At 69.5% G+C, this 22,980-nt stretch carries 21 protein-coding genes; 13 read left to right on the forward strand and 8 right to left on the reverse strand.

The window, feature by feature from the left end; translation table 11 throughout:
• Positions 1–31: 31 nt before the first annotated feature.
• Both ACIBHX_RS16255 and ACIBHX_RS16260 read right to left on the reverse strand, forming a co-directional pair.
• A complete protein-coding gene (locus tag ACIBHX_RS16255; RefSeq protein ID WP_397067886.1) occupies positions 32–1,129 on the reverse strand; it encodes a trypsin-like serine peptidase in 1,098 nt (365 codons plus the stop codon).
• Positions 1,130–1,318: 189 nt separating this feature from the next.
• On the reverse strand, positions 1,319–2,440 hold the full coding sequence (locus tag ACIBHX_RS16260) for a trypsin-like serine peptidase (RefSeq protein ID WP_397067887.1): 1,122 nt from the start codon (positions 2,438–2,440) through the stop codon (positions 1,319–1,321).
• A gap of 266 nt (positions 2,441–2,706) precedes the next feature.
• On the opposite strand from ACIBHX_RS16260, the gene ACIBHX_RS16265 reads away from it, so the two are divergent.
• The 4 genes from ACIBHX_RS16265 (at position 2,707) to ACIBHX_RS16280 (ending at position 6,961) form a co-directional block, all read left to right on the forward strand.
• Positions 2,707–4,146, forward strand: a complete 1,440-nt coding sequence (locus ACIBHX_RS16265; protein ID WP_397067888.1) for an acetyl-CoA synthetase — start codon at positions 2,707–2,709, stop codon at positions 4,144–4,146.
• A 45-nt stretch (positions 4,147–4,191) separates the two neighbouring features.
• Positions 4,192–5,073, forward strand: coding sequence for a hypothetical protein (locus tag ACIBHX_RS16270; RefSeq protein ID WP_397067889.1), 882 nt, complete (start codon positions 4,192–4,194; stop codon positions 5,071–5,073).
• A gap of 9 nt (positions 5,074–5,082) precedes the next feature.
• The gene (locus ACIBHX_RS16275) at positions 5,083–6,051 is read left to right on the forward strand and encodes a zinc-binding dehydrogenase (protein WP_397067890.1); all 969 of its coding nucleotides are present in this window, start codon (positions 5,083–5,085) and stop codon (positions 6,049–6,051) included.
• A 76-nt stretch (positions 6,052–6,127) separates the two neighbouring features.
• Positions 6,128–6,961, forward strand: a complete 834-nt coding sequence (locus tag ACIBHX_RS16280; RefSeq protein WP_397067891.1) for an oxygenase MpaB family protein — start codon at positions 6,128–6,130, stop codon at positions 6,959–6,961.
• Here ACIBHX_RS16280 and ACIBHX_RS16285 read toward each other — a convergent pair whose 3' ends face one another.
• The 5 genes from ACIBHX_RS16285 to ACIBHX_RS16305 form a co-directional block, all read right to left on the reverse strand.
• On the reverse strand, positions 6,962–7,702 hold the full coding sequence (locus ACIBHX_RS16285) for a PadR family transcriptional regulator (protein WP_397067892.1): 741 nt from the start codon (positions 7,700–7,702) through the stop codon (positions 6,962–6,964).
• On the reverse strand, positions 7,699–8,499 hold the full coding sequence (locus ACIBHX_RS16290) for a DUF4097 family beta strand repeat-containing protein (protein WP_397067893.1): 801 nt from the start codon (positions 8,497–8,499) through the stop codon (positions 7,699–7,701). Before ACIBHX_RS16290 ends, ACIBHX_RS16285 begins: the two co-directional genes overlap by 4 nt.
• 70 nt (positions 8,500–8,569) lie before the next feature.
• Positions 8,570–8,746 carry a DUF6104 family protein gene (locus tag ACIBHX_RS16295; RefSeq protein WP_397068326.1) on the reverse strand — a complete coding sequence of 59 codons (177 nt, stop codon included), beginning with the start codon at positions 8,744–8,746 and terminating at the stop codon, positions 8,570–8,572.
• Between the two features lie 67 nt (positions 8,747–8,813).
• Positions 8,814–12,476 carry a multifunctional oxoglutarate decarboxylase/oxoglutarate dehydrogenase thiamine pyrophosphate-binding subunit/dihydrolipoyllysine-residue succinyltransferase subunit gene (locus ACIBHX_RS16300; RefSeq protein WP_397067894.1) on the reverse strand — a complete coding sequence of 1,221 codons (3,663 nt, stop codon included), beginning with the start codon at positions 12,474–12,476 and terminating at the stop codon, positions 8,814–8,816.
• A gap of 204 nt (positions 12,477–12,680) precedes the next feature.
• Entirely contained in the window at positions 12,681–13,325 is a 645-nt protein-coding gene (locus ACIBHX_RS16305) for a B3/4 domain-containing protein (protein WP_397067895.1), read from the reverse strand.
• Between the two features lie 73 nt (positions 13,326–13,398).
• Here ACIBHX_RS16305 and ACIBHX_RS16310 point away from each other — a divergent pair, with 73 nt between their 5' ends.
• Both ACIBHX_RS16310 and ACIBHX_RS16315 read left to right on the forward strand, forming a co-directional pair.
• A complete protein-coding gene (locus ACIBHX_RS16310; RefSeq protein ID WP_397067896.1) occupies positions 13,399–13,962 on the forward strand; it encodes a winged helix-turn-helix domain-containing protein in 564 nt (187 codons plus the stop codon).
• A complete protein-coding gene (locus ACIBHX_RS16315; RefSeq protein ID WP_397067897.1) occupies positions 13,959–15,215 on the forward strand; it encodes an MFS transporter in 1,257 nt (418 codons plus the stop codon). Before ACIBHX_RS16310 ends, ACIBHX_RS16315 begins: the two co-directional genes overlap by 4 nt.
• On the opposite strand, the gene ACIBHX_RS16320 is transcribed toward ACIBHX_RS16315, so the two are convergent.
• On the reverse strand, positions 15,142–16,011 hold the full coding sequence (locus tag ACIBHX_RS16320) for a glutathione S-transferase family protein (protein WP_397067898.1): 870 nt from the start codon (positions 16,009–16,011) through the stop codon (positions 15,142–15,144). The genes ACIBHX_RS16315 and ACIBHX_RS16320 overlap by 74 nt on opposite strands.
• A 46-nt stretch (positions 16,012–16,057) precedes the next feature.
• Here ACIBHX_RS16320 and ACIBHX_RS16325 point away from each other — a divergent pair, with 46 nt between their 5' ends.
• From ACIBHX_RS16325 to ACIBHX_RS16355, 7 genes are all read left to right on the forward strand, one after another.
• On the forward strand, positions 16,058–17,113 hold the full coding sequence (locus ACIBHX_RS16325; RefSeq protein WP_397067899.1) for an MBL fold metallo-hydrolase: 1,056 nt from the start codon (positions 16,058–16,060) through the stop codon (positions 17,111–17,113).
• Positions 17,114–17,303: 190 nt separating this feature from the next.
• The gene (locus ACIBHX_RS16330; RefSeq protein ID WP_397067900.1) at positions 17,304–18,290 is read left to right on the forward strand and encodes an ABC transporter substrate-binding protein; all 987 of its coding nucleotides are present in this window, start codon (positions 17,304–17,306) and stop codon (positions 18,288–18,290) included.
• Complete coding sequence (locus tag ACIBHX_RS16335; protein WP_397067901.1) at positions 18,287–19,051, forward strand: ABC transporter ATP-binding protein; 765 nt, start codon at positions 18,287–18,289, stop codon at positions 19,049–19,051. Before ACIBHX_RS16330 ends, ACIBHX_RS16335 begins: the two co-directional genes overlap by 4 nt.
• A gap of 490 nt (positions 19,052–19,541) precedes the next feature.
• Complete coding sequence (locus ACIBHX_RS16340) at positions 19,542–20,207, forward strand: ABC transporter permease (RefSeq protein WP_397067902.1); 666 nt, start codon at positions 19,542–19,544, stop codon at positions 20,205–20,207.
• Positions 20,207–21,493: an LLM class flavin-dependent oxidoreductase gene (locus ACIBHX_RS16345; RefSeq protein WP_397067903.1), complete on the forward strand. Its 1,287-nt coding sequence runs from the start codon at positions 20,207–20,209 to the stop codon at positions 21,491–21,493. The genes ACIBHX_RS16340 and ACIBHX_RS16345 overlap by 1 nt, the downstream gene beginning before the upstream one ends.
• Positions 21,490–22,002 (forward strand): NADPH-dependent FMN reductase, encoded by a 513-nt coding sequence (locus ACIBHX_RS16350; RefSeq protein WP_397067904.1) that lies wholly within the window; start codon positions 21,490–21,492, stop codon positions 22,000–22,002. The genes ACIBHX_RS16345 and ACIBHX_RS16350 overlap by 4 nt, the downstream gene beginning before the upstream one ends.
• Entirely contained in the window at positions 21,999–22,493 is a 495-nt protein-coding gene (locus ACIBHX_RS16355) for a flavin reductase family protein (protein ID WP_397067905.1), read from the forward strand. The genes ACIBHX_RS16350 and ACIBHX_RS16355 overlap by 4 nt, the downstream gene beginning before the upstream one ends.
• The last annotated feature ends 487 nt before the right edge of the window (positions 22,494–22,980 follow it).

A 22,980-nucleotide genomic window follows, 5' to 3' on the forward strand; every position in this document is an offset into this window, starting at 1 on the left:
TCAGCAAGGAGGAGGTTCGGTCAGATGTGACTTACGTCACTTTTGACGGCGTGGTGAGCGCTGCGGCGTGTCGGTAGATCTCGCCGGTGACCGAGTCGAAGTTGGGCGAGGAGACCGCGTCGTAGGATCCCTTGGCGTCCCGGTTCCAGGTCAGGCTGTTGATCCCGGTGAGGTCGCCCAGCTTCTGCGCCGGGTTGTAGTTGATCAGCCAGGGTCCGCCACTGGCGCCTGCGGTGAAGCTGCACGGCTGCAGCTGCACGCCCTTCTGCAGGTCGAGGCCCGGGGCGACGGTCCAGGACGTGAGCCCCTTGCACAGCTCGAGGGCCAGGCCGTTGTACGGCCGGCTGCCATCGGGCTCCGGGCCCGCCGGGTAGCCGAAGGCGATGACCACGTTGCCGGTCTTCTGGTTGATCGCCAGGCCCTCGCCGCCGACGTTGTCCTGGAGCCGGCCGACGTCGGTCATGACGTACCTGCCGTCCTTCTCGGTCCAGGTGAACCCGCGGTGCACGGTGACGAAGGCGTAGTCGAAGTCGTAGTCGCCCTTGCCGGCCCAGTCCAGGTGCATGCTGATCGAGGAGCCCACGTAGATCCCGTTGGGCGTCTCGCCGTTGGGTCCGGGGTTGGGCACGAAGATCCAGTACTCGGCGGCCACGCCCTGGCGCGGGTCGTAAGCGCAGTGCCCGGCGGTGGCGACCACGCTGCGGTTGCCTGCCGCGACCGAGCTGGCCGAGCACCAGTACTCCTTGTCGCCGAAGCGGAAGAAGACCTTGCCCATGGTGCTGGCCACCCCGCCCTTCTTCGGCGCGGCGGGAGACACGCGCGGCGCGCTGCGGCCCTTGAGCACCTTGGTGACCGGCCCGGCGGTGGCCGCGGCGGTGGAGGTGGCCGTGGCGGCGGGCTTGGTAGCCGGGGTGGCGGGGGAGTAGTTGTCAGCCTTCTTGAGCTTGTCCGGCTTCCAGTAGTTGGCGACCTTCTGCACATCGGCGGCCGTCTTGGCCAGCGACACGGTCTGCACACTGGTGTCGGCCCGCGCGACCCCACCGAGGCCGAAAGTCCCTGTGAATCCGGGCAGCACGAGCAGCGCGCCGAAGAGCGCAGCCGCCAGCAGGCGCCGGACCGGGGGGATCATGAAATGCCTTTCTTGGGGTCGTAAGGGTGGATTTTTCCAGATCCACAGACCGTATTGCAGCTCGGATGGGGATTTGTTATCTGATCAAGGGTGCCGTGCGTTACATAAGAGCCACGTCAAACAGGTGTTCTTGCAGCTCAGAGGCCCCGGCCAGGGAGAGGGGCCGGGGCCTGGCGAGCAGGCCGTCCGTTACGGCATGTTGCCGGTCCAGAGGTTGGCGGCGGCCTTGTAGACCTTGTAGGTGTCGGTGTTGAAGTACGGCGACGAGATGTGGTCGTAGCGGTCGTTGCCGTCGGTGTCCCACGCGATGCTGTTCACGCCGGCCAGGTAGCCGGTGCGCGTGGCGCTCTTGTAGTTGTAGATGAACGGACCGCCGCTCGCGCCGGCGGTGAAGGAGCACTTGAAGCCGATGTGCTCCTGGGCGTTGTACTTCTTGGCCTCGGGCATCGGCGCGGTCTTGCCGTAGCACCACTTCATCGTGCGACCGGTGTAGGGCTTGTCGCCGTCGGGGTGCGGGCCGGCCGGGTAGCCGAAGGAGAAGACGTTCAGCTTGGTGCTGCGGTTCCAGGTGAAGCCCTGACCGCCGACGTTGTCACCCAGTCGGCCGACGTTCTTGACCGTCCACTGCCACTTGCCGTTGACCTTCTCCCACTTGACCTTGATGCCGTTGTAGACGTTCACGAACGCGTAGTCGAAGTCGTAGTCCTCCTTCACCACGAAATCGTCGTGCGCGTTGAACGTCTTGGCCGCGTAGATTCCGTAGGGCGCCTTGCCCTCCCACGCGTTGTCGCCGTCCCAGTACGACGGGATGAAAATCCAGTTGTCGTAGAAGACGTTCTTCTGGGTGTCGTAGACGCAGTGCGCGGAGGTCGCCACCAGGTTGCGGTACTTGCTCTGCACGGAGCTCGCCGAGCAGTAGCGCCAGCTGCGCGGGTCGTTCGGGTTCGCCCCTGGCAGCGTGAAGAACACGCGGCCCACCGTGTTGGGCAGGTTGACCTGCTTGCTCTTGACGGTCTTGGTCTTCTCCTCGCCGATCGGCGGGACGGAACCGGGAGGGCCGTCGGGAGCGGAGTTGCTGCCCTTGACGCCCTTGGATCGGGCGCCCACGGAGTTGTCGAAGTTGGTGGCCTGCTTGATGCGGTCCGGCGTCCAGAACTGGACGGCCTGGGCCGCGGGCGTCGTGGCGTTCCTGGACACGACGTCCTTGGGTGAGGATGCGTTCGCCGAGGTGCTGTTCACCAGTCCGGCGGCCAGTCCGACGGCCGCGAGTCCGGCGATCGGGAACACGATGCGCCTTGCTCGGGAATTCATGAAGCTCCTTCCAAAAGTTCTCGGCGGCCCAGAGCGGGGTACTGCGCCCCGGTGGGCCAGGAAAACGATCGGAACGTTAATGAATCCCGCCGGGGATCGGCCACGGAACGACGTGAAAAAGCATGGTTCGGTTCCCGATCCGTTATGGAAATAACGAAACCGCATGTATTCGCAGAAAGTATTTCCGCAGGTGGGAAATTTCTCTGGTAACACCGGTAACACGACTTATCAATTGCAACCGAATCGCGTTCTGGTTAGATGGGGTCATGGATCCACGCACCCCCTGCCTCGTCGGTGCCGCCCAGCGCACCGTGCGCGAGCAGCCCGGCCCCGAGCCGCTCGAACTGTGGGAGCAGGTGGCCCGCGAGGCCACCCGCGAGGCCGGCCTGGCCCCTGATCGCCTTGAGTCCATCCAGCTCGTCTACACCGACTCCTGGCAGTACGACGCCCCGGTCGACCGCCTGGCCGCCCGGCTCGGCGCCGCGCCCGGGCACCGCGCCTACTCCAAGGTCAGCGGTACGGCACCGCAGCTGCTGATCGGTGAGGCCGCCGCCAGGATCGCCGCGGGGGAGCTCGACTCCGCCCTGGTCGCCGGGGCCGAGGCGCTGGCCACCAAGCGTTACTACCGCCGGCGGCAGGAGCACGCGCCGTGGAGTCACCCGGCCGACCCCAAGCCGGCCTACGGCTGGGAACGGCCGCCGCACCCCAGCGAGCTGGCGCACGAGCTGTTCCTGCCCGTGCACACCTACGCGATCATGGAGACCGCCCGCCGGGCCGCCCGGGGGTGGAGCATCGAGGAGGAGATGGCCGACCGCGGCCGGATGATGGCCCCGATGACCGAGGTCGCCGCGGCCAACCCCTACGCCTGGCGGCGTACCGCGCGCACTCCGGAGGAGCTCGTCACCGGCAACAGGTTCGTCGGCTGGCCGTACACCAGGAACACCGTCGCGGTCATCGAGGTGGACCAGGCGGCGGCCGTGCTGCTGGTCAGCACCGAACTGGCCGACCGACTGGGTGTGCCCCGCGACAGGCGGGTCTACCTGCGGGGCTGGGCGTACGCGGAGGACACCTGGGAGGTGGCCGCGCGGCCCGAGCTCGGATCCTCGCCGGCCATCGGTGAGGCCGCGCGGAACGCCTTCGAGCGGGCCGGGCTGTCCCTCGGCGACATGGGCGCCCTCGACGTCTATAGCTGCTTCGCCATCGCGCTGCGTCAGGCCTGCGACGCGATCGGGCTGGACCCCTACGATCCCCGCGGGCTCACGGTCACGGGCGGCCTGCCGTACGCCGGAGGGCCCTCGAGCGACTACGTCCTGCACTCGACGGCGACCATGGCCGGGCTGCTACCTCAGCAGGGCGGGCACGGCCTGGTCACGGCGGTGGGCATGCACCTGACCAAGCACGCCTACGCCGTCTGGTCCACCGAGCCGGGCGGCCGGCCGGGCGACGGGACGCCGGTGTTCACCGCCAAGCCCGTCGAGATCGTGCCCGCCTACGAGGGCGAGGCCGTCGTGGCCGGCTACACGGTCGCGCACGGGCGCGACGGGGCGGCGCAGCGCGGGATCCTCGTGCTCGACCTGCCCGATCGGACCCGCGCGTACGCGCACGTGACCAGCCAGGACCTCATCGTGGACGCCGAGTCGCGCGAGCTGGTCGGGCAGGCCGTCAGGGTCACCACCGATGGGAAGGTCAATGTAGCCGTCTGGTAAGAGCGCCGCCCGCCCGCACTCGACTGAACTGGGTTCGGAGGGCGCATGTCCGATCAGTTCGACGTCATCGAAGCGGGTGAGCGGGGCCGTCGCCGGTGGATCGGCCTGCTGGTGGTGCTCGGGCTGCTGGCCGTGCCGATCATCGGCCTGCTGGCCAGCCGCGAGCCGGGAGCCGTTCCGAAGCCCACGCCGACGCCGAACCCGGTCCCCTCGATGGTGGTCACCATCAGCGGCGCCTCGAACGTCCTGCATCCGAAACCCGTCGTGACGGGCCCGCAGGCGAGCATGCGGGTGGTCTTCCCCGACGGGCGCACCGCCGAGGTGCGCTACCCGGCCGACGTCGGGCTGGAGAAGCTGGGGCTGCGGCCTTTCCGCGGCGTGTGGGTGGCCGGGCAGTACCTGGAGCTCGTCGCGCCCTATGAGGGCGAGGTCGAGATCTCCAAGGGCGGGATGCCGATCAGGAAGCTGACCTCGAACGTCACGCTCTGGCCGCACCAGCCGGGCTTCCCCTCCGACGGCGAGGTGCTGCTGTACACCTTCGGGCGCTGGAAGATGGCGCTGTACGACCAGCCGGAGGGGCTGGAGTTCGACCAGCGCATCGCCGCGGCCGGCGACCTGCGCGGCAGGGTGGCCTCCGGCGGCTTCCTCGTGCTCAGCGGCAAGGGCATCGTGCGCATGGCCGCGCCGGGGGAGAACGCGCGTGGCGACCCCGTCGGGCCGCAGCTGTGGTTCGGCGGCGACGGCGGCGACATGCTCGCGCTGATCCCCACCCCCGACTGCCGCCACAAGGCCAGGATGCCGTCCGTGGTCGACGGGCAGGGCCGGCCGGCCAGGTTCGTCTGCAGGGGTGACGTGCAGGTCGCGGCCTCCGGAGACTCGGACTTCGTCCAGCGGGCCATCGCAGGAGTGCGGATCACCCTGAAGTAGGGTGCGGCCATGTTCGCCGTAACCGCCACACAGACCGATCCCGACAATCCTCTGGCCGGGCTGACGCTCGGCGAGCACCCGGATCCCAAGACGCCGGACGGCTGGACCACCGTCACCGTCAAGGCCGCCGCGCTCAACCACCACGACCTGTGGACGCTCAAGGGTGTCGGCATCAGGCAGGACCGGCTGCCGATCGTGCTCGGGTGTGACGCGGCCGGCCTCGACGAGGACGGCAACGAGGTCATCGTCCACTCCGTCATCGCCGGTGACACCTACTCGGGCGCCGACGAGACGCTCGACCCCAAGCGGTCGCTGCTGTCGGAGGTGTACGACGGCACGCTCGCCGAGCGGGTGGCCGTACCCCGGCGCAACCTGGTGCCCAAGCCCGCCGCGCTCAGCTTCGAACAGGCCGCCTGCCTGCCCACGGCCTGGCTGACCGCCTACCGCATGCTCTTCGACAAGGCCGGGCTCCAGCCGGGCTCGACCGTGCTGGTGCAGGGCGCCGGCGGCGGCGTGGCCACCGCGCTGATCGCGCTCGGCCGGGCGGGCGGCTACCGCGTGTGGGTCACCTCGCGCTCGGCCGAGAAGCGGGAACGGGCCCTGCAGCTCGGCGCCGACCAGGCCTTCGAGACCGGCGCCAGGCTTCCCGAGCGGGTCGACGCGGTCATGGAGACCGTCGGCCAGGCCACCTGGGACCACTCGCTCAAGGCGCTCAAGCCGGGCGGTCGCATCGTGGTCTCCGGCGCCACCAGCGGCGCGGTCCCGCCCGCCGACCTCAACCGGGTCTTCTTCCTGCAGCTGTCGGTGATCGGCTCCACCATGGGCACCCGCGACCAGCTCGCCCGGCTGGCCGTCTTCCTGGAGCAGACCGGCGTCCGCCCGCTCATCGACCGCACGCTGCCGCTCACCGAGGCGCGCGAGGGGTTCGCCGCGCTGGAGTCAGGCGACGTCTTCGGCAAGATCGTGTTCACCGTCTGAGATAAGTGATGGGTTACTTCCGTGCCTCCCGGGTGATACAAAGAAGGAGGTGTTGTATCACGCGGGAGGCGTGACCATGGACGTTGAGACGTTCGGCCCCGGCTCGATGCACTGGGAGACGGCCGGCGAATACCGCAACCTGCTCGTGGCCGGCAGCGCCCTGGTGATCCAGACCATGCACCCGGCCGTCGGCGCGGCCGTCGCCGAGCACTCCAGCTACAAGACCGACCCCTGGGGCAGGCTCAACCGCACCCTCACCTCCGTCCAGACCTGGGTGTACGGCGGGCAGGACGGGCCCGCCGAGGGGCTCCGCCTGCGCGAGCTGCACCGGACCATCAACGGCGTCGATGAGCGGGGCCGCGAATACCACGCGCTCAACGGCGAGGCCTGGGCGTTCGTGCACCTGTCGTTGTTCGAGCGCTTCATCGTGCTGCGGCGGTACTTCGGCACGCCGTACAGCACCAGCCAGCAGGAGCGGCTGTATGAGGAGTCGCGCCGGCTCGGGCGGATCCTGCGGGTGCCGGAGCGGGAGATGCCGCAGGACCTGAAGTCCTTCTGGGCCTACTTCGACGACATGGTGGCCAACCGGCTCGAGGCCCATCCGACCGCGCTCGACGTGCTCGGGCAACTGCGGCGCAGCCCGAAACCGCCGGGGCTGCCCGAGGCGCTGTGGAAGCCGTTCGGCATGGGGACGGGGGAGTTCAACTACTTCGTCACCGTGGGCACGCTGCCGCCAGCCGTACGCGAGAAGCTGGGGCTGACCTGGTCGGCGCGGGAGGAGCGGCGGCTGCGGCAGGTCGGGCGGGCGGTCGCGGTGATCGCGCCCAGGCTGCCCGAGAGGCTGCGCTACATGCCGATCGCCTACCACGCCCGCCGCGCCGCCAGGAATCCGCGCAGGCTGGCCGCCTAGTCACCGCTCCAGCGTCTGGCGGATCTTGTCGGCGGCCTCCTTCAGCGCGGCGCGCACCTCGTTCAGCCGCTGGCGGCTCAGGTCGCCGCCCGAGGCCTCCTGCCGTACGTCGGCCACGAAGTCGGCCAGCAGGCCGCCCAGCTCGTTGTCGAGCTCCACCCGGTTGGCGGGCGCGCCGCCCAGCGTGGCCCAGGCCTCGGTCCAGATCCTGCGCCACTCCCTGTTCAGGCGCTCGCTCTCGCCCTGCCAGTTATGGGCGTGCTCCATCCACTGGCGCTTCTGCTCCTCCTTGAGCCGGCGGAACTCGGCCTTCTGCTGGTCGCGCATGCGTTTGGCGTCCTGGCGGGTGCCGGTGCCCACGTCCTTGGCCATCCTGGTCAGCTCGTCGCGCAGCGACCTGACGGTGTCGCGGACGTCCTCCTTGACCTCGCGGGCGATGTCGCGCACCGAGGCGGAGATCTCCTGCTCCAGGTCGGCGAGCTCGTCCATGCGCGAGTTGAGCTCCTCGCGGCCCTTGTCGGTGATCGAGAACACCTTCTTGCCGTCGACCACCTCGTGCGTCACCAGGCCCTCCTCCTCCAGGCGGGCCAGGCGCGGGTAGATCGTGCCGGGAGAGGGCGAGTAGACGCCGAGGAAGCGGTCCTGCAGCAGCCTGATCACCTCATAGCCGTGCCGCGGGCTCTCCTCCAGCAACTTGAGCAGATACAGCCGCAACCGACCATGACCGAAGACAGGGCTCATTCCTTCTCCCCTTTGAGCAGCGCGACCTCGCCCGAGACCGTGGTCGCGGACAGGGAGGCCATGCCGCCGCCCAGCCGCCCCTGGAGCGTCTTGCTCCCGGGGTTGTTCGCGGTGAACAGTTCGTCGAACGTGCTGACCAGGCGCCCCGAGGTGGAGCGGATGTTGACGTCCGTCTCCACGTTCTCCGGCAGCCTGACCAGGATGTCGCCCGAGACGCTGTTGAGCGTCACGTGGCCGGTGGGCCGCAGCCGCAGGTCGCAGGTGATCCGGCCGGCCACCGAGTTGGCGCGCAGCCTGCGCGGGGTGCCCTCGGCCACGGTCAGCTCGCCGGAGACGCTCTTGAAGGCCAGGTCGCCCTCCATGGCCCGGCTCTCCACGGCACCCGACACCGTGGTGGCGCTCACGTCGCCGCTCACGCCGTCCAGCACGATGTCGCCGGAGACGGACCTGACCTGCGTCATGTTCTCGAAGCCGGCGACCACGGCCTGGGCCGAGACGACCCCGGCGTTGACCGCGCAGGTCTTGGGAACCGTGAGGGTCACCGACGAGTTGCGCCTGTCACGGCGCAGCCAGCTGAGCAGGCCCTCCCAGGTCAGGTCTTTGTAGGCGACGACGAGCTCCTGATGCTCCTCGTCGTAGGTCACGATCAGCGGCGACGAGTCGACCTCGGCCACCTCCAGGGTCGGTGGCCCGTCGCTGGCCAGCACGTTCAGCCGGCCCGCGACGATCCGCACGTCCAGGGACCGTACCGGTCCGAACGTGAGCGTCTCGGGTCCCTCGATCGACCACTGGTTCATGTCCCCTCCCAATGACGGCGTCTAGAGACACGATATGTCGCGTTCAGCGAGAACTCAAGATGTATCGCGTCTATTCGTCCTCGTCGTCCAGCCGCGCCAGCCACGTGGCCAGCCGCTCGACGGGGGTCTCGAACTCCGGGTTGAGATCGACGAACTCGCGCAGCCGCTCGCCGAGCCAGGCCAGCGTGACCTCCTCCTCGCCCCGCCGCTGGACGAGCTCCTCGATCCCGCGATCGGTGAAGTACATGTCGTGGAACTCCCTCATGATGTGGAAAAGGCCCCCGCCGGGGCGGGGGCCTTTCACGGGTGATCTGTCAGGCGTACAGCTGCGTGAGGATCTCTTCCAGCTCGGTGTCGTGAGCGTTGTGGGATCCGGTCGCGGGCGAGCTGTTCGGGGTCCGCGAGACGCGGACCAGCGGGCGCCCGCCCAGCAACTGCGGGTCCTCGGCCAGCTTGAGCGCCAGGTACGGCCACGGGCCCATGTTGACCGGCTCGTCCTGCACCCAGTTGAGCTGCACGTTCGAGCCGTAGCGGGCCAGCTCTGCCGTCAGCTCCTCGGCCGGGAACGGGTAGAGCCGCTCGAGCCGGACGATCGCCACGTCGTCGCGGCCGGACTGCTCCCTGCCCTGCTCCAGGTCGTAGTAGACCTTGCCCGAGCAGAGCAGGACCTTGGTGACCTTGGCCGGATCGACCTTGGTGTCGCCGATCACCGGCTGGAAGGTGCCGGTGGTGAAGTCCGACGCCTTGGACGTGGCCCGCTTGTGCCGCAGCAGCGACTTGGGCGTGAAGACGACCATCGGCTTCTGCCGGCCGGACTCGACCTGCCAGCGCAGCAGGTGGAAGTAGTTGGCCGGCGTGGACGGCTGGGCGACGGTCATGTTGTCCAGCGCGCACACCTGCAGGAACCGCTCGATCCTGGCGGAGGAGTGGTCGGGGCCCTGGCCCTCGTAGCCGTGCGGCAGCAGCAGCACGACCGAGGACTTCTGCCCCCACTTCTGCTCACCGGAGGAGATGAACTCGTCGATGATCGTCTGAGCGCCGTTGACGAAGTCGCCGAACTGGGCCTCCCAGGCGACCAGGGCCTCGGGCCGCACGACGCTGTAGCCGTACTCGAAGCCCAGCGCCGCGAACTCGCTCAGCAGCGAGTCGTAGACGTAGAACTTCGAGGTGTCCTGGTTGAAGGTCTTGAGCGGCGTGTGCTCCTCGCCGGACATCCTGTCGACCAGTACGGCGTGCCGCTGCGTGAACGTGCCGCGGCGGGAGTCCTGCCCGACCAGGCGCACCGGGTGGCCGTCGATCAGCAGCGACCCGAACGCCAGCGTCTCGCCCATCGACCAGTCGATCGAGTCGGTCTCCACCATCTGGCCGCGCCGCTGCAGCACGGGTGCCAGACGCGGGTGGACGGTGAAGCCCTCGGGCAGGTTGAGCTGGGTGTCGACGATGCGCTTGAGCGTCTCGTCGGAGATCGCCGTGGGCGTGTCGTCGTGCGACCACTTGACGACCTCAGCCGGCTGGACCTTCAGGTCGCTCTCCTGCGGCTTCTTGGCCGCCTCGCGCGTCTCGGTGAAGGCCTGCTCCAGCTTGGCCTGGTAGTCGCGCAGCGCCTGCTCGGCCTCTTCGACCGTGATGTCGCCGCGCCCGATCAGCGCCTCGGTGTAGAGCTTGCGGGTCGAGCGCTTGGCGTCGATGAGGTCGTACATCAGCGGCTGGGTGAAGGCCGGGTTGTCGCCCTCGTTGTGACCGCGGCGGCGGTAGCAGATGAGGTCGATGACCACGTCCTTGCGGAAGGCCTGGCGGTACTCGTAGGCCAGCTGGCCGACGCGGACCACGGCCTCGGGGTCGTCGCCGTTGACGTGGAAGATCGGCGCCTGGATCATCCGGGCCACGTCGGTGGCGTAGACGCTGGACCGGGACGAGGCGGGCGAGGTGGTGAAGCCGACCTGGTTGTTGACCACCACGTGCACGGTGCCGCCGGTGCGGTAGCCGCGCAGCTGCGACAGGTTCAGCGTCTCGGCCACCACGCCCTGGCCGGCGAAGGCCGCGTCGCCGTGGATGAGCACGGGCAGGACGGTGAAGCCCTCCTCGCCGCGCTCCAGCAGGTCCTGCTTGGCCCGCACGACGCCCTCGAGCACCGGGTCGACCGCCTCGAGGTGCGAGGGGTTGGCCACCACCGAGGCGTTGATGGTCTTGCCGCTCGGTGCGGTGAAGGTGCCGGTGGAGCCCAGGTGGTACTTGACGTCGCCGGAGCCGTGCGCGGTGCGCGGGTCGATGTTGCCCTCGAACTCGCCGAAGATCTGCCCGTAGGACTTGCCGACGATGTTGGCGAGCACGTTGAGCCGGCCGCGGTGGGCCATGCCCATGACGACCTCGTCCAGGCCCTCCTCGGCGGCGTCGCTGATCACCGAGTCGAGCAGCGGGATCAGGGACTCGCCGCCCTCGAGCGAGAAGCGCTTCTGGCCGACGAACTTGGTCTGCAGGAACGTCTCGAACGCCTCGGCGGTGTTGAGCCGGCCCAGGATGTTGAGCTGCTCCTCCCGGTCGGGGGAGGCGTGCGGCTTCTCCACCCGCGCCTGGATCCAGGCCCGCTCCTCGGGGTTCTGGATGTGCATGTACTCGATGCCGACCGTGCGGCAGTAGGAGTCGCGCAGCACGCCGAGGATCTCGCGCAGCTTCATCAGCGCCCGGCCGCCGAAACCGCCGGTGGCGAACTCGCGCTCCAGGTCCCACAGCGTCAGGCCGTGCGACTGGATGTCCAGGTCGGGGTGCTTGCGCTGCTTGTACTCCAGCGGGTCGGTCTCGGCCATGAGGTGGCCGCGCACCCGGTAGGCGTGGATCAGCTCGATGACGCGAGCGGACTTGGCCACGTCGTCGTCGTGCGAGGCGGAGATGTCCTGCACCCAGCGGACCGGCTCGTAAGGGATCCGGAGGGCTTCGAAGATCTCGTCGTAGAAGCCGTCCTCGCCCAGCAGCAGCCGGTGGATCTGGCGCAGGAAGTCGCCCGACTGGGCGCCCTGGATGATCCGGTGGTCGTAGGTGCTGGTCAGCGTCATGACCTTGGAGACGGCCAGCCTCGACAGCGTGTCGGGGGAGGCGCCCTGGTATTCGGCCGGGTACTCCATCGCGCCGACGCCGATGATCGTGCCCTGCCCGGGCATCAGGCGGGGCACGGAGTGGACGGTGCCGATCGTGCCGGGGTTGGTCAGCGAGATCGTGGTGCCGGCGAAGTCGTCGACGCCGAGCTTGCCCGCGCGCGCCTTGCGCACGATGTCCTCGTAGGCCATCCAGAACTGCCGGAAGTCCATCGACTCGGCGCTCTTGATCGAGGGCACGAGCAGCTGGCGCTCGCCGTTGCTCTTCTGGACGTCGATGGCCAGGCCGATGCCGATGTGCTGGGGCCTGACAAGCGTGGGCTTGCCGTCGACCTTGGCGTAGGAGAAGTTCATCTCCGGCATCGCCTTCAGCGCCTTGACGATGGCGAAGCCGATCAGGTGCGTGAAGGACACCTTGCCGCCGCGACCGCGCTTCAGGTGGTTGTTGATGACGATGCGGTTGTCGATGAGCAGCTTGGCGGGGATCGCCCGGACGCTGGTCGCCGTCGGGACCGACAGCGAGAGCTCCATGTTGAGCGCGGTACGCGCCGCGGCGCCGCGAAGCTTGACCTCCTCGGCGTCCGCGGGCACCGGAGCGGCCGGCTGCTTCGGCTTCTCCGCGGCCGGCTTCTCGGCGGTCGGCCTCTCCACCGGCTTGGTTGGTGCCGCCACGGGAGCGGAGGAGGGCGCGGTCGCTGTGCCGTTCGCCGCCTCCTTGCCCGTGGTCCGGCCTGGACCGTAATCAGGGTTGTAGTCAGCGAAGAAGTTCCACCAGGCCTTGTCTACCGACTCAGGGTCCTGCAGATACTTCTGGTACAGCTCGTCGACAAGCCATTCGTTCTGTCCAAAGCTTGCCAGCGGGTTTGACCGCGACGACTCAGACGACACGGCGGAAATCGCCCTCTTCCGCAGATCGGCGTTGATGTTAGAGAACCTGTCCAAGGCTACTCGCCTGGACCGGCAGCGCGCGCCTATGAGGCGCCGCCACCTCGCCTGATCCTCTCAGGACAGTCCCAAGAGGTCACGCCCCCCTAGTCAATCCAGGTGGTGCAGCCATTATTACTGTTTGGTATCAACACCTCGACATCAGGTTTATTTCCCTTGGGATACCAATCTGGTAGCGATCTGCGCGTCCGGGGACAGTTCGGACAGCAGCTCAGTCAGCTCCTCGCCGGCGGTCTGGAGCTCCTCGAGGGACATCGGCTCCAGCCGCTCCAGCAGGAAGATCGCGTTCTTGGTCTCCTCGGTGAGCCGGGTGCGCGCCACCTGGCGCCAGTTCCACCTGCGGCAGGTGACGCCGAGGTCGTCGCGCCAGATCACCTCGCCGGGCTCGGGCGTGCCCAGCGCCTCCTCCGACGCCTCCTCGCCGGTCGCCCTGACGAGCCTGGCCGGACCCCGGTAGGCGTCCAGGTCCTCGCCGCCGATCGGCAGCGCGTGCTTGACGCTGATCGAGTTGTAGGCGTCGACGACCTGGTTGATCTCCGGCAGCGGCAGCCTGCGCGTCAGCGCGTCCACCGAGGGGCGGGTCCGCTGGGGCTTGGCGCCGAAGGCCCGGTAGGCGTCCTTCCACGCCTCGATCTTCTCGGTCTGTACGGCTACCGCCGACGCGTCGGCCAGCCACGCACGGGACCGGTCGTCGGTCGGCCCGTTGACCAGCCCGTGAGCCGTGATGACCAGCACCGCGAAGTCGGGGCGCAGCTCGTAGATCGCGTCGTCCACCCAGATGTCGTCCAGCATGCCCGGAAGCTTAGGCGAGGAGACCGCAAAGTTCAATTTGCAAAATTGCCTTTGCGGATTTACCGTGATGGCCATGGACGAGCGCTTCGAGATCAGCGACCCGCAGGTCCTCAAGATCGTGGCCCACCCGCTGCGGGTGCGGCTGCTCGGGCTGCTGCGCACCGACGGGCCCGCCACGGCCAGCGAGCTGGGGCGGAAGGTGGCCGAGAGCTCCGGCTCGACCAGTTACCACCTGCGCGAGCTGGCCAAGTACGGCTTCATCGAGGAGGACCCCTCGCCCGACGGGCGCGAGCGGCGCTGGCGGGCCCGCCACCGCTACACCTCATGGGACAACGCGGAGATGGCCCGCACGCCCGAGGGGCGCGAGAGCGTGCGGATCATGCACATGCGCCAGCTCGAGGTGCTCGCGCGCAGCGTCGAGATCTTCGACGCGGGCCAGTGGCCGCGGGAGTGGGTCTCGGTGAGCGGCATGAACGACGCGGTCGTCAGGCTCACACCCGCCGCCGTGAGCGAGCTGGAGGAGCGGGTCGGCGCGATCATCCGCGAGCTGGCCGAACGGGACGCGGACGATCCGGCGGCCGAGCAGGTGAGCGTCTGGTACGCGGCGCTGCCGCGCAAACAGCAGGAGGAGGAATGACCCCCCTGCGCCGCTACCTGCTGGTCAGCTTCCTCACCTGGCTGCCGATCGGCCTGATGATGGGGCCGATGGTGCTGCTCATGACCGAGCGCGGCCTGAGCCTGGCCCAGATCGGGCTGGTCACCACGGTGTTCAACGTCGTGACCGTCACGCTGGAGTTACCCACCGGCGGGCTGGCCGACGTGATCGGGCGCAGGACCGTGCTGGCGATCTCGGCGGCCTTCCTCGTGCTGGCGATGGCCGGCATGGCCGTGGCCACCACGTTCTGGATGTTCCTCGTCGTCTCCGTGCTCAAGGCGATCGCCCGGGCGCTGTCCAGCGGTCCTGCCGAGGCTTGGTACGTCGACACCGTCGGCCGTGACTCCGATCTGAAGCCGGGGCTGGCCAAGGGCGGGGCGACGGGGTCGGTGGCGCTGTGCGCCGGCGTGCTGGCGGGCGGGTTCGTGCCGCTGGCCGTGCCTGAGGGCGTGATCATGCCGCTGGCGGTGCCGCCGCTGCTGGGGGCGGTGGCGGCGGCGGTGCTGCTGGTGGTGGTGCTGGTCGCGATGCCGGAGCCGGCCAGGGCGCGCGGGGCCTCGGTGGGGCTGTCGGCGACGATGCTGGCGGGGGCGCGGATGGCGTTCGGGCGCGGGGTGCTGCGCAGGCTGATGCTGCTCGCGGCGGCCAACGGGGTGGCGCTCTGCTCGGTCGAGCTGCTCACGCCGGGGCGGCTCGCCGCGCTGGCCGGCACGGCGGAGCTGGGCACGAGCGCCTACGCGGTGGTCGCCGCGCTCGGCTTCGCGAGCAGCGCGCTGGGCAGCCTGCTCGCCCCGCGCCTTGTCCGGCTGCTCGGCACCCCGGCACGCGGCAGCATGGCGGGCGTGGCGCTGACGGCGGTGGCGCTCGGGACGCTCGCCGCCACCTCGGGGCTGGCCGGGTCGGCCGGGCTCGTTTCGGCAGGGGTCGCCTATGTCGTGATGTTCTCGGGGTTGGCCGCGGCGCAGGTGCCCGCGCTGGAGATGACGCACAAGGCCGTCCCGGACGACCAGCGCGCCACGCTCACCTCCGTCGCCTCGCTGTCCCTGCAGGGCGGCGGCGCGGCCGCCAACCTGACCCTGGGCGCGCTGGCCTCCCAGTCCGGTACGGCTGCCGCCTGGTCGGTGGCCGCCGTGGTGGCGCTGGCCTCGGCCGCGCTGTTCGTCAGGATGCCGGCGACCAGTCCAGCTCCGGGCCGAGCGGCACGATCCGCGACGGGTTCACGTTCGTCTGGGTGACGTAGTAGTGGCGCTTGATCTGGTCGAAGTCCGTCGTGTCGTGGAAGGCCGGGATCGCGTACAGGCGCCGGGCGTAGGCCCACAGATTCGGATAGTCGACCAGCCGCCTGATCGAGCACTTGAAGTGGTAGTGGTAGACGGCGTCGAAGCGGGCCAGCGTGGTGTAGAGCCGCACGTCGCTGTCGGTCAGCCCGTGGAAGAGGTACGTCCGGTCGGCCAGGCGCTCCTCCAGGAAGTCCAGCGTCTGGAAGACGCGCGTGACCGCCTCCTCGTAGGCCGCCTGGCCGCGGGCGAATCCCGCCTCGTAGACGGCGTTGTTGAGCCCGCGGTAGAGGCGCTCGTTCATGGCGTCGATCTGGTCGCGCCCGGACTCCGGATACAGGTCAGGGGCCCCGCCGCCCCTCCACGACCTCTCCAGGTCCAGGGTGATCCGCGGGAAGTCGTTGGTGACCAGGCGATTCTCGTGGGCGTCCCAGATGCACGGAACCGTGTACCTGCCGGTGTAGCCGGGATCGGTGGCCAGGTACAGCTCCGACAGGTACTCCACACCCGTGACCGGATCGCCGCCGGGGATGCGCCAGCCCTTCTCGTCCCTGATCGGATCGACGATCGTCACGCCGAGCAGGTCCTGGATGCCGAGCAGCTCCCGCACGATCAGCACCCGCTGCGCCCACGGGCAGGCGAAGGAGGCGTACAGCCGGTAGCGGCCGGGCTCGGGCGGCCCCAGCGGGTCGGTGAACCGGTTCGGCTGGCGGACGAAGCGGCCGTCGTCCGCGATCTCGCGACCTAGCTTCATCACCCCAGTAGAACATGATTCGGGATCTGGGGGCACAATCGTGTCCATGGCGAAGTTTGTGGTTACCCCGGCGAACGAGGCGCAGCGCGACGCGTGGATGGACCGGACGGTCCCCGCGGTCGAGCGGGTGCGGCCCGGGTTGTGGTCCATCCCGGTTCCGATTCCCATCAACCCGCTGCGGTACGTGCTGGTCTACGCGCTGGAGCTGCCCGATGGGGTGGCCATCATCGACGCCGGATGGAACACCGACGAGGCCTACGACGGGCTGGTCGCCGGATTGCGAGTCGCGGGGTACGAGATCACGGATGTCAAGGGCGTCCTGGTCACCCACATCCACCCCGACCACTACGGGCTCGCCGGGCGGATCAGGGAGGTCTCCGGCGCGTGGATCGCGCTGCATCCGAAGGACGCCGCGCTGGTGCACGAGCGCTACGACGACAGCGCCATCGACCAGCTCGTCGAGAAGGAGCGCAGGCTGCTCGTCAAGGCCGGGGTCCCGGCGCTGACGCTGGACGAGCTGGCCGGCGCCTCGATGATGATCAGGCACATGGTCTCGATGGCCAAGCCCGACCGGCTGGTCGAGGACGGCGAGCGGCTCGGCCTGCCCGGATGGGACCTGCGGGCGGTCTGGACGCCCGGGCACTCACCCGGCCACCTGTGCTTCGTGTCGGAGTCGCGGCGGCTGCTGTTCTCCGGCGACCACGTGCTCGCCAAGATCACCCCGATCGTCGCCGTCCACCCGCAGTCCGGGCCGAACCCGCTGGCCGACTACCTCGACTCGCTGGCCGCCGTGCGCAAGTTCGACGTGGAGGAAGTGCTGCCCGCGCACGAGTACCGCTTCCTGGAGCTGGCCGAGCGGGTCGACTATGTGATGGCGCACCACGACGAGCGGCTGGCCGAGGTCGAGCGGGCGGCCCAGGGGCTGAGCTGCTGGGACATCGCCACCCGGCTGACCTGGTCGCGGCCGTGGGAGACGATCCCGCCGTTCATGCGCCGCTCGGCCAACGGCGAGACGCTGGCCCACCTGGTCTGGCTGGAGGCCAAGGGCCGGGTCCGCAGGCAGGCGGGGGAGCCGGATCTCTGGTTCGCGGACGTGCGCTAGCCGTACAGGGCCGCAGTATTTCATGTAAATCAAGTAGGGAAAGTTGACTTTACGGCCGGGCCTGCGTAACGTCGAAGACATGAGCCCGGTCCTGACCCGGCGCGCGCATGTCGACTACTGCCGCGTCGTCAGCGCACAGTGTCGCTGATCACGATCTTTCGCCCCCTTCTACCACCGAAGAGGACATATCGTGATCAAACGTCTCATTCCCCTCATTTTCCTGCTGACCGCGTGCGGCACCGCGCAGGGTTCCACCGAGACCCAGGAGCTGCGATACCAGGGCAGCGTCGGCGCCGTCACCTTCCCCGAGCTGGCCGAGGATCTCGGCTACCTCAAGCCCGTCAAACTCAAGTGGATCGGCAACACCATCAGCGGGCCGCAGGACATCCAGGCGGCCGCGACAGGACAGACCGACTTCGGCGGCGCGTTCAACGGCGCGGTGATCAAGCTCATCGCCGCCAAAGCCCCGATCAAGGCCGTCATCAGCTACTACGGCAGCGACCAGAACTCCTACCTGGGCTACTACGCGCTGGACGGTAGCCCGATCAGGTCCGCCCGCGACCTGGTCGGCAAGAAGGTCGGCATGAACACGCTTGGCGCGCACGCGGAAGCCGTACTCAAGGAGTATCTGAAGCGCGGAGGCGTGAGCCCCGAAGAGGCCAAGCAGGTCGAGGAGGTCGTGGTGCCGCCGGTCAACACCGAGCAGGCGCTGCGGCAGAAGCAGATCGACGTGGCCGTGCTCGGCGGCATCCTGCGCGACAAGGCGCTGGAGCGCGGCGGCATCCACCCGCTGTTCAAGGACGTGGACCTGTTCGGGAACTTCTCCGCCGGGACCTACGTGCTCACCGACCGCTTCATCGCCAGGAACCCCGGCACGACCAAGAAGTTCGTCGACGGCGTCGCCAAGGCCATCCAGTGGACCCAGACGCACAGCCGCGAGGAGGTCGTGGCCAAGTTCAAGGACATCATCGCCCGGCGGCACCGCAACGAGGACGCGACCTCGGTCGGCTACTGGAAGAGCAGCGGGGTCACCGCGAACGGCGGGGTGATCGCCGCGCAGGAGTTCCAGCGGTGGATCGACTGGCTCGAGGGCTCGGGCGAGATCAAGCCGGGCCAGGTCAAGGCGGCCAATGCCTTCACCAACGCCTACAACCCGTTCGCCGGGGGTGCCCGATGAAGATCCAGTTCGTGAACGTGACCAAGGAGTTCGCGGTCCGCGGGGAACGCTTCACCGCCCTGTCGGAGGTATCGCTCGACGTCAGGGAAGGGGAGTTCCTGACGCTCGTGGGGCCCAGCGGGTGCGGGAAGTCGACGCTGCTCGACCTGCTCACCGGGCTGGCCACGCCGACCAGCGGCCTGATCCTCATCGACGGCTCGCCCGTCACGGGGCCCGGGCTGGACCGGGGGATCGTCTTCCAGCAGTACGCGCTCTTCCCCTGGCGTACGGCGCTGGCCAACGTGGAGTTCGGGCTGGAGGCCAAGGACGTGCCGCGGCGGGATCGGCCCGCGCTGGCCCGGAAATATCTGGATCTGGTGGGGCTGTCCGGCTTCGACGGCCGCTACCCGCACGAGCTGTCGGGCGGGATGCGGCAGCGCGTGGCCATCGCGCGCAGCCTCGCCTTCGACCCCGACGTGCTGCTCATGGACGAGCCCTTCGCCGCGCTCGACGCCCAGACCCGCGAGTCGCTCCAGGAGGAGCTGCTGCAGATCTGGGCCAAGACCGGCAAGACCATCATCTTCATCACCCACGCCATCGACGAGGCCGTCTACCTGGGCCAGCGGGTCGCCGTCATGACCCCCACGCCCGGCCGCATCCGGGACGTCATCCCCGTCACCTTCCCCACCCGCGAAGGCGACCTCCGCGCGGCTCCCCGCTTCGGCGAGTACCGCCACGCCATCTGGACCCTGCTCCACGAGGAGGCGACCCCCGTTGCCTAGACCCTCCGCCGCCAGCGCCGGCCTGTCCGCCTCCGCCCTCGACGCCAACCCCCTCACCCTCACCGACGCCCTGACCGGCACCTCAACCCCACCTATCAACAGCAGCACGGCGACGGCGCCCAGCGCGGCGACGTCGAGCAACGCGGCGCCGACAGACGTGGCTGCGACGGCGAGCGGCAGCGAGCTGGAGCTCTCCCTCGGGCCGCGCTCCCAGGCGCCGGGTCGGCGAGGAGGGGTACGGCGGAGCTCGGCGCCCTCGAACGGTGCCCAACCAGCGACGACCACGAAACCACGGCCCGAAGGGGAGGCGGAGCCACGTGAGAGCGGGCGGCCCGCCGTAGACGGGAGCGCTTGGCCCGGCGTACGCGGGAGAGCATGGGCCGCCGTACACGGGCGCGCATGGCTCGCCGTACTAGGGAAAGCGGGACGAGCCAGTGCGGCGATCGTCGTGCTGGCGGCTGTCTGGGAGACGCTTCCGAGGTTGGAGGTGGTGGACCCGACGTTCCTGCCGCCGCTGAGCCAGGTGCTGGCCGCCTGGTTCGAGCTGCTCCGAGGGGGCGAGCTGGTCGACCACGTCGAGGCATCCCTGATCAGGTCAGGCGCGGGCTTCGGGCTCGCGGTCGTCACGGCGATCCCGCTGGGGCTGTTGATCGGCTGGTATCGGCCCGTGGCCGACTTCCTCAACCCAGTGCTGGAGCTGTTCAGGAACACGGCGGCGCTCGCGCTGCTGCCCGTCTTCGTGCTGATCCTCGGCCTCGGCGAGACGTCGAAGATCTCGATCATCCTCTACGCCTGCTCCTGGCCGATCCTGCTCAACACCATCGCGGGCGTCAAAGGCGTCGACCCGCTGCTGATCAAGTCGGCCCGGTCGATGGGGCTGGGGCCGGCCAGGCTGTTCCAGAAGGTCATCCTGCCCGCCGCCGTCCCGACCGTCTTCACCGGTGTACGGCTGGCCGGCGCGTATTCGATCCTCGTCCTGGTCGCCGCCGAGATGGTCGGCGCCAAGGCCGGGCTCGGCTACCTCATCAACTACGCCCAGTTCAACTTCCGGGTGCCCGACATGTACGCGGGGATCATCACGATCTCCGTGCTCGGGCTGGCCGTCAACCTGCTCCTCGTCCGCCTGGAGCGCCGTTTCTCGACGTGGAGGACCTGATGCATCTCAACGCTTTCCTGATGGGCGTCGGCCACCACGAAGCCGCCTGGCGGCACCCGCTGACCGAGCCGAGCCGTATCACCGACATCGGGCACTTCCAGGAGCTGGCCAGGATCGCCGAGCGCGGCAAGCTCGACTCGGTGTTCCTCGCCGACGGCCTGGCGCTGTGGGGCAACGTCAAGCACAACGCTCTCGGCGGGCTGGAGCCGCTCACGCTGCTGGCGGCGCTGGCGACCGTCACCCACCACATCGGCCTGATCGCCACGGTCTCCACCACCTACAACGAGCCGTTCCACGTGGCGCGCAAGTTCGCCTCGCTCGACCACATCAGCGGCGGCAGGGCCGGGTGGAACATCGTGACCTCGGCGGGCGAGGCCGAGGCGCACAACTTCGGCATCGAGCGCCCGGCGCACGGTGAGCGCTACCAGCGCGCCGAGGAGTTCCTGGACGTCGTCAACGCCCTGTGGGACAGCTGGGCGGAAGGCTCGATCGTCAACGACCGCCAGACCGGGATCTACGCCGACACTTCGCGGATCAACCCCATCGACCATCGCGGGACCCACTTCGCCGTCAAGGGTCCGCTCAACATCCAGCGCGCTCCGCAGGGCAGGCCGCTGCTGGTGCAGGCGGGCTCGTCGGAGGACGGCAAGGAGTTCGCCGCCCGCCACGCCGAGGCCGTCTTCACCGCCCAGCAGACTCTGGAGGACGCCCAGGAGTTCTACGCCGACCTGAAGGCGCGCCTGCCACGCCACGGGCGGCAGCCGTACCAGCTGAAGATCCTGCCGGGAATCTCGCCGATCATCGGCTCGACCGAGCGGGAGGCGCTGCGGCTGGAGAAGGAGTTGGAGGACCTGATCGTCCCGGCCTACGGGCTCCAGCAGCTGTCCAACATCCTCAGCGTCGACCTGACCGGGCACCCGCTGGACGGTCCGCTGCCGGACGTTCCCGGCAACCCTGACGGCCAGCAGAGCCGGGTGCGGCTCATCAAGGACCTGGCCGCGCGCGGCAACCTGACGATCCGCGAGGTGATCAACAAGCTGGCCGGCGGGCGCGGCCACCGGGTGATCGCGGGCACGCCCGAGCAGATCGCCGACGAGCTGCAGGAATGGTACGAGAACGGCGCCGCCGACGGCTTCAACATCATGCCCCCCTACCTGCCGGGCGGCCTGGCCGACTTCGTCGACCACGTCGTGCCCGAGCTCCAGGTCCGCGGCCTGTTCCGCACGGAATACGAAGGCCGCACCCTCCGTGACCGGTACGGACTGTCTCTGGTGGAGGCTCGATGAGCATCGTCACGGTTATCGGCAACCCCCGCTCCGGTTCCCGGACGTACGGCGCGGCGGTCGCGGCCACCGACGCCATCGTGGACCGGCTCGGGTACGAGGGGCCGCGGGACGTCGTCGACCTGTCCGCGCTCGGCCCGCTGCTGCTCGACCCGGGCGCGCACGCCGGGGTCGAGATCGCGCTGGAGCTGGTGACCGGCGCGGCCGTCGCGGTGTTCGCCAGCCCCACCTACAAGGCCACCTACACCGGGCTGCTCAAGGCGTTCGCCGACCGGCTGCCGCCGAACGCGCTGGCCGGGCAGGTCGCGCTCCCGCTGCTGGTGATGGGTCACGCCAGGCACGCCCTGGCGGTGGAGGTGCACTTTCGCCCGCTGCTGACCGAGCTGGGCGCCTTCGTCCCGACACCCGGCCTGGCGCTGCTGGAATCCGAGCTACCGGGCGGCGAGACGCTGGCCCGGTGGGCGGACCTCGTCACCCCGCAGATCGCGGCCAGGCAGGGGGCACTGCGATGACGATCACCGAGACCGGCGTGGACGCCGGCCAGTTCCGCACCGCCCTGGCCCAGCACGCCGCCGGCGTCGTCGTGGTCACGGCCAAGCCGGAGGGCGTGCCGGTCGGACTCACGGCCACCTCGTTCTCCTCGGTCAGCCTCGACCCGCCACTCGTGTCCTTCTACGTCGACCGCTCCTCGACCACCTGGCCCTGGCTCCGCCTGGCCGACCACTTCGCCGTCAACGTCCTGGCGGGCGACCAGCACGACCTGGCCACCCGCTTCGCCCGCCGCGGCATCGACCGCTTCGGGCACCCGACGCGCTGGCGTCCGGGCCCCCACGAGACGCCGCTGCTGGACGACGTCTCGGCCCACCTCATCTGCGTCCCCCACACGACGGTCGACATCGGCGACCACGTCCTCGTCGTGGGCCTCGTCACGGCCGCCGCCACCGGCCGCGCCCGCCCCCTCCTCTACCACCGCGGCCGATACGGCCGCTTCCTCCCACACTGATCCCTTCTCCCGTGTAGTGCCTCCCGCCGCACGACAAATCTCCCGCCGCACGACAAGCCTCCCGCCGTCCAACCTCCTGCCGTGCGACAAGCCTTCTCCCGTGCGACCTCCTGCCGTGCGACAAGCCTCCTGTCGTACGGCAGGCCGCCGTCACCGGCCGCCCGCCGCACTCCGGCTCAGGGCCCGCGACCGGCGCTTGCGGCGAGTCGGTGATGGTTGCTCACCGCCACGGCGCTCGGAACCCGCGTCCCTCGGCCCCGGGTTCCCGCCGTACAGGGCGCCGTCCTCCGCCGACCCGCATCCCGCCGACCCGGCGCCTGGCAAACCCGCCGGGACCCGAGAGCGCGAGCATCCCGAGACCCAGGTACGGTGCCCCGGCCCACCCACGCCCGAGTGCGGCGCGCGGGGTCTTCCCGCGCCGGGGTCGGCGAGGAGGGTGTGCGGCGGTCGTCCGGCGCCCGGTACGGCGGGGCAAGGGAACCGGGGT

The sequence above is a fragment of the Nonomuraea sp. NPDC050536 genome (genome assembly GCF_044457685.1).
In the GTDB taxonomy this organism is placed as follows: Bacteria; Actinomycetota; Actinomycetes; order Streptosporangiales; family Streptosporangiaceae; genus Nonomuraea.

Bases quoted from the DNA above. Each gene is read 5' to 3' on its own strand.
- ACIBHX_RS16260 (WP_397067887.1), bottom strand. From the start codon at position 2,440: ATGAATTCCCGAGCAAGGCGCATCGTGTTCCCGATCGCCGGACTCGCG.
- ACIBHX_RS16295 (WP_397068326.1), bottom strand. From the start codon at position 8,746: ATGTACTTCACCGATCGCGGGATCGAGGAGCTCGTCCAGCGGCGGGGC.
- ACIBHX_RS16265 (WP_397067888.1), top strand. From the start codon at position 2,707: ATGGATCCACGCACCCCCTGCCTCGTCGGTGCCGCCCAGCGCACCGTG.
- ACIBHX_RS16325 (WP_397067899.1), top strand. From the start codon at position 16,058: ATGGCGAAGTTTGTGGTTACCCCGGCGAACGAGGCGCAGCGCGACGCG.
- ACIBHX_RS16335 (WP_397067901.1), top strand. From the start codon at position 18,287: ATGAAGATCCAGTTCGTGAACGTGACCAAGGAGTTCGCGGTCCGCGGG.
- ACIBHX_RS16280 (WP_397067891.1), top strand. From the start codon at position 6,128: ATGGACGTTGAGACGTTCGGCCCCGGCTCGATGCACTGGGAGACGGCC.
- ACIBHX_RS16285 (WP_397067892.1), bottom strand. From the start codon at position 7,702: ATGAGCCCTGTCTTCGGTCATGGTCGGTTGCGGCTGTATCTGCTCAAG.
- ACIBHX_RS16310 (WP_397067896.1), top strand. From the start codon at position 13,399: ATGGACGAGCGCTTCGAGATCAGCGACCCGCAGGTCCTCAAGATCGTG.
- ACIBHX_RS16320 (WP_397067898.1), bottom strand. From the start codon at position 16,011: ATGAAGCTAGGTCGCGAGATCGCGGACGACGGCCGCTTCGTCCGCCAG.
- ACIBHX_RS16350 (WP_397067904.1), top strand. From the start codon at position 21,490: ATGAGCATCGTCACGGTTATCGGCAACCCCCGCTCCGGTTCCCGGACG.
- ACIBHX_RS16315 (WP_397067897.1), top strand. From the start codon at position 13,959: ATGACCCCCCTGCGCCGCTACCTGCTGGTCAGCTTCCTCACCTGGCTG.
- ACIBHX_RS16270 (WP_397067889.1), top strand. From the start codon at position 4,192: ATGTCCGATCAGTTCGACGTCATCGAAGCGGGTGAGCGGGGCCGTCGC.
- ACIBHX_RS16290 (WP_397067893.1), bottom strand. From the start codon at position 8,499: ATGAACCAGTGGTCGATCGAGGGACCCGAGACGCTCACGTTCGGACCG.
- ACIBHX_RS16305 (WP_397067895.1), bottom strand. From the start codon at position 13,325: ATGCTGGACGACATCTGGGTGGACGACGCGATCTACGAGCTGCGCCCC.
- ACIBHX_RS16255 (WP_397067886.1), bottom strand. From the start codon at position 1,129: ATGATCCCCCCGGTCCGGCGCCTGCTGGCGGCTGCGCTCTTCGGCGCG.
- ACIBHX_RS16345 (WP_397067903.1), top strand. From the start codon at position 20,207: ATGCATCTCAACGCTTTCCTGATGGGCGTCGGCCACCACGAAGCCGCC.
- ACIBHX_RS16355 (WP_397067905.1), top strand. From the start codon at position 21,999: ATGACGATCACCGAGACCGGCGTGGACGCCGGCCAGTTCCGCACCGCC.
- ACIBHX_RS16275 (WP_397067890.1), top strand. From the start codon at position 5,083: ATGTTCGCCGTAACCGCCACACAGACCGATCCCGACAATCCTCTGGCC.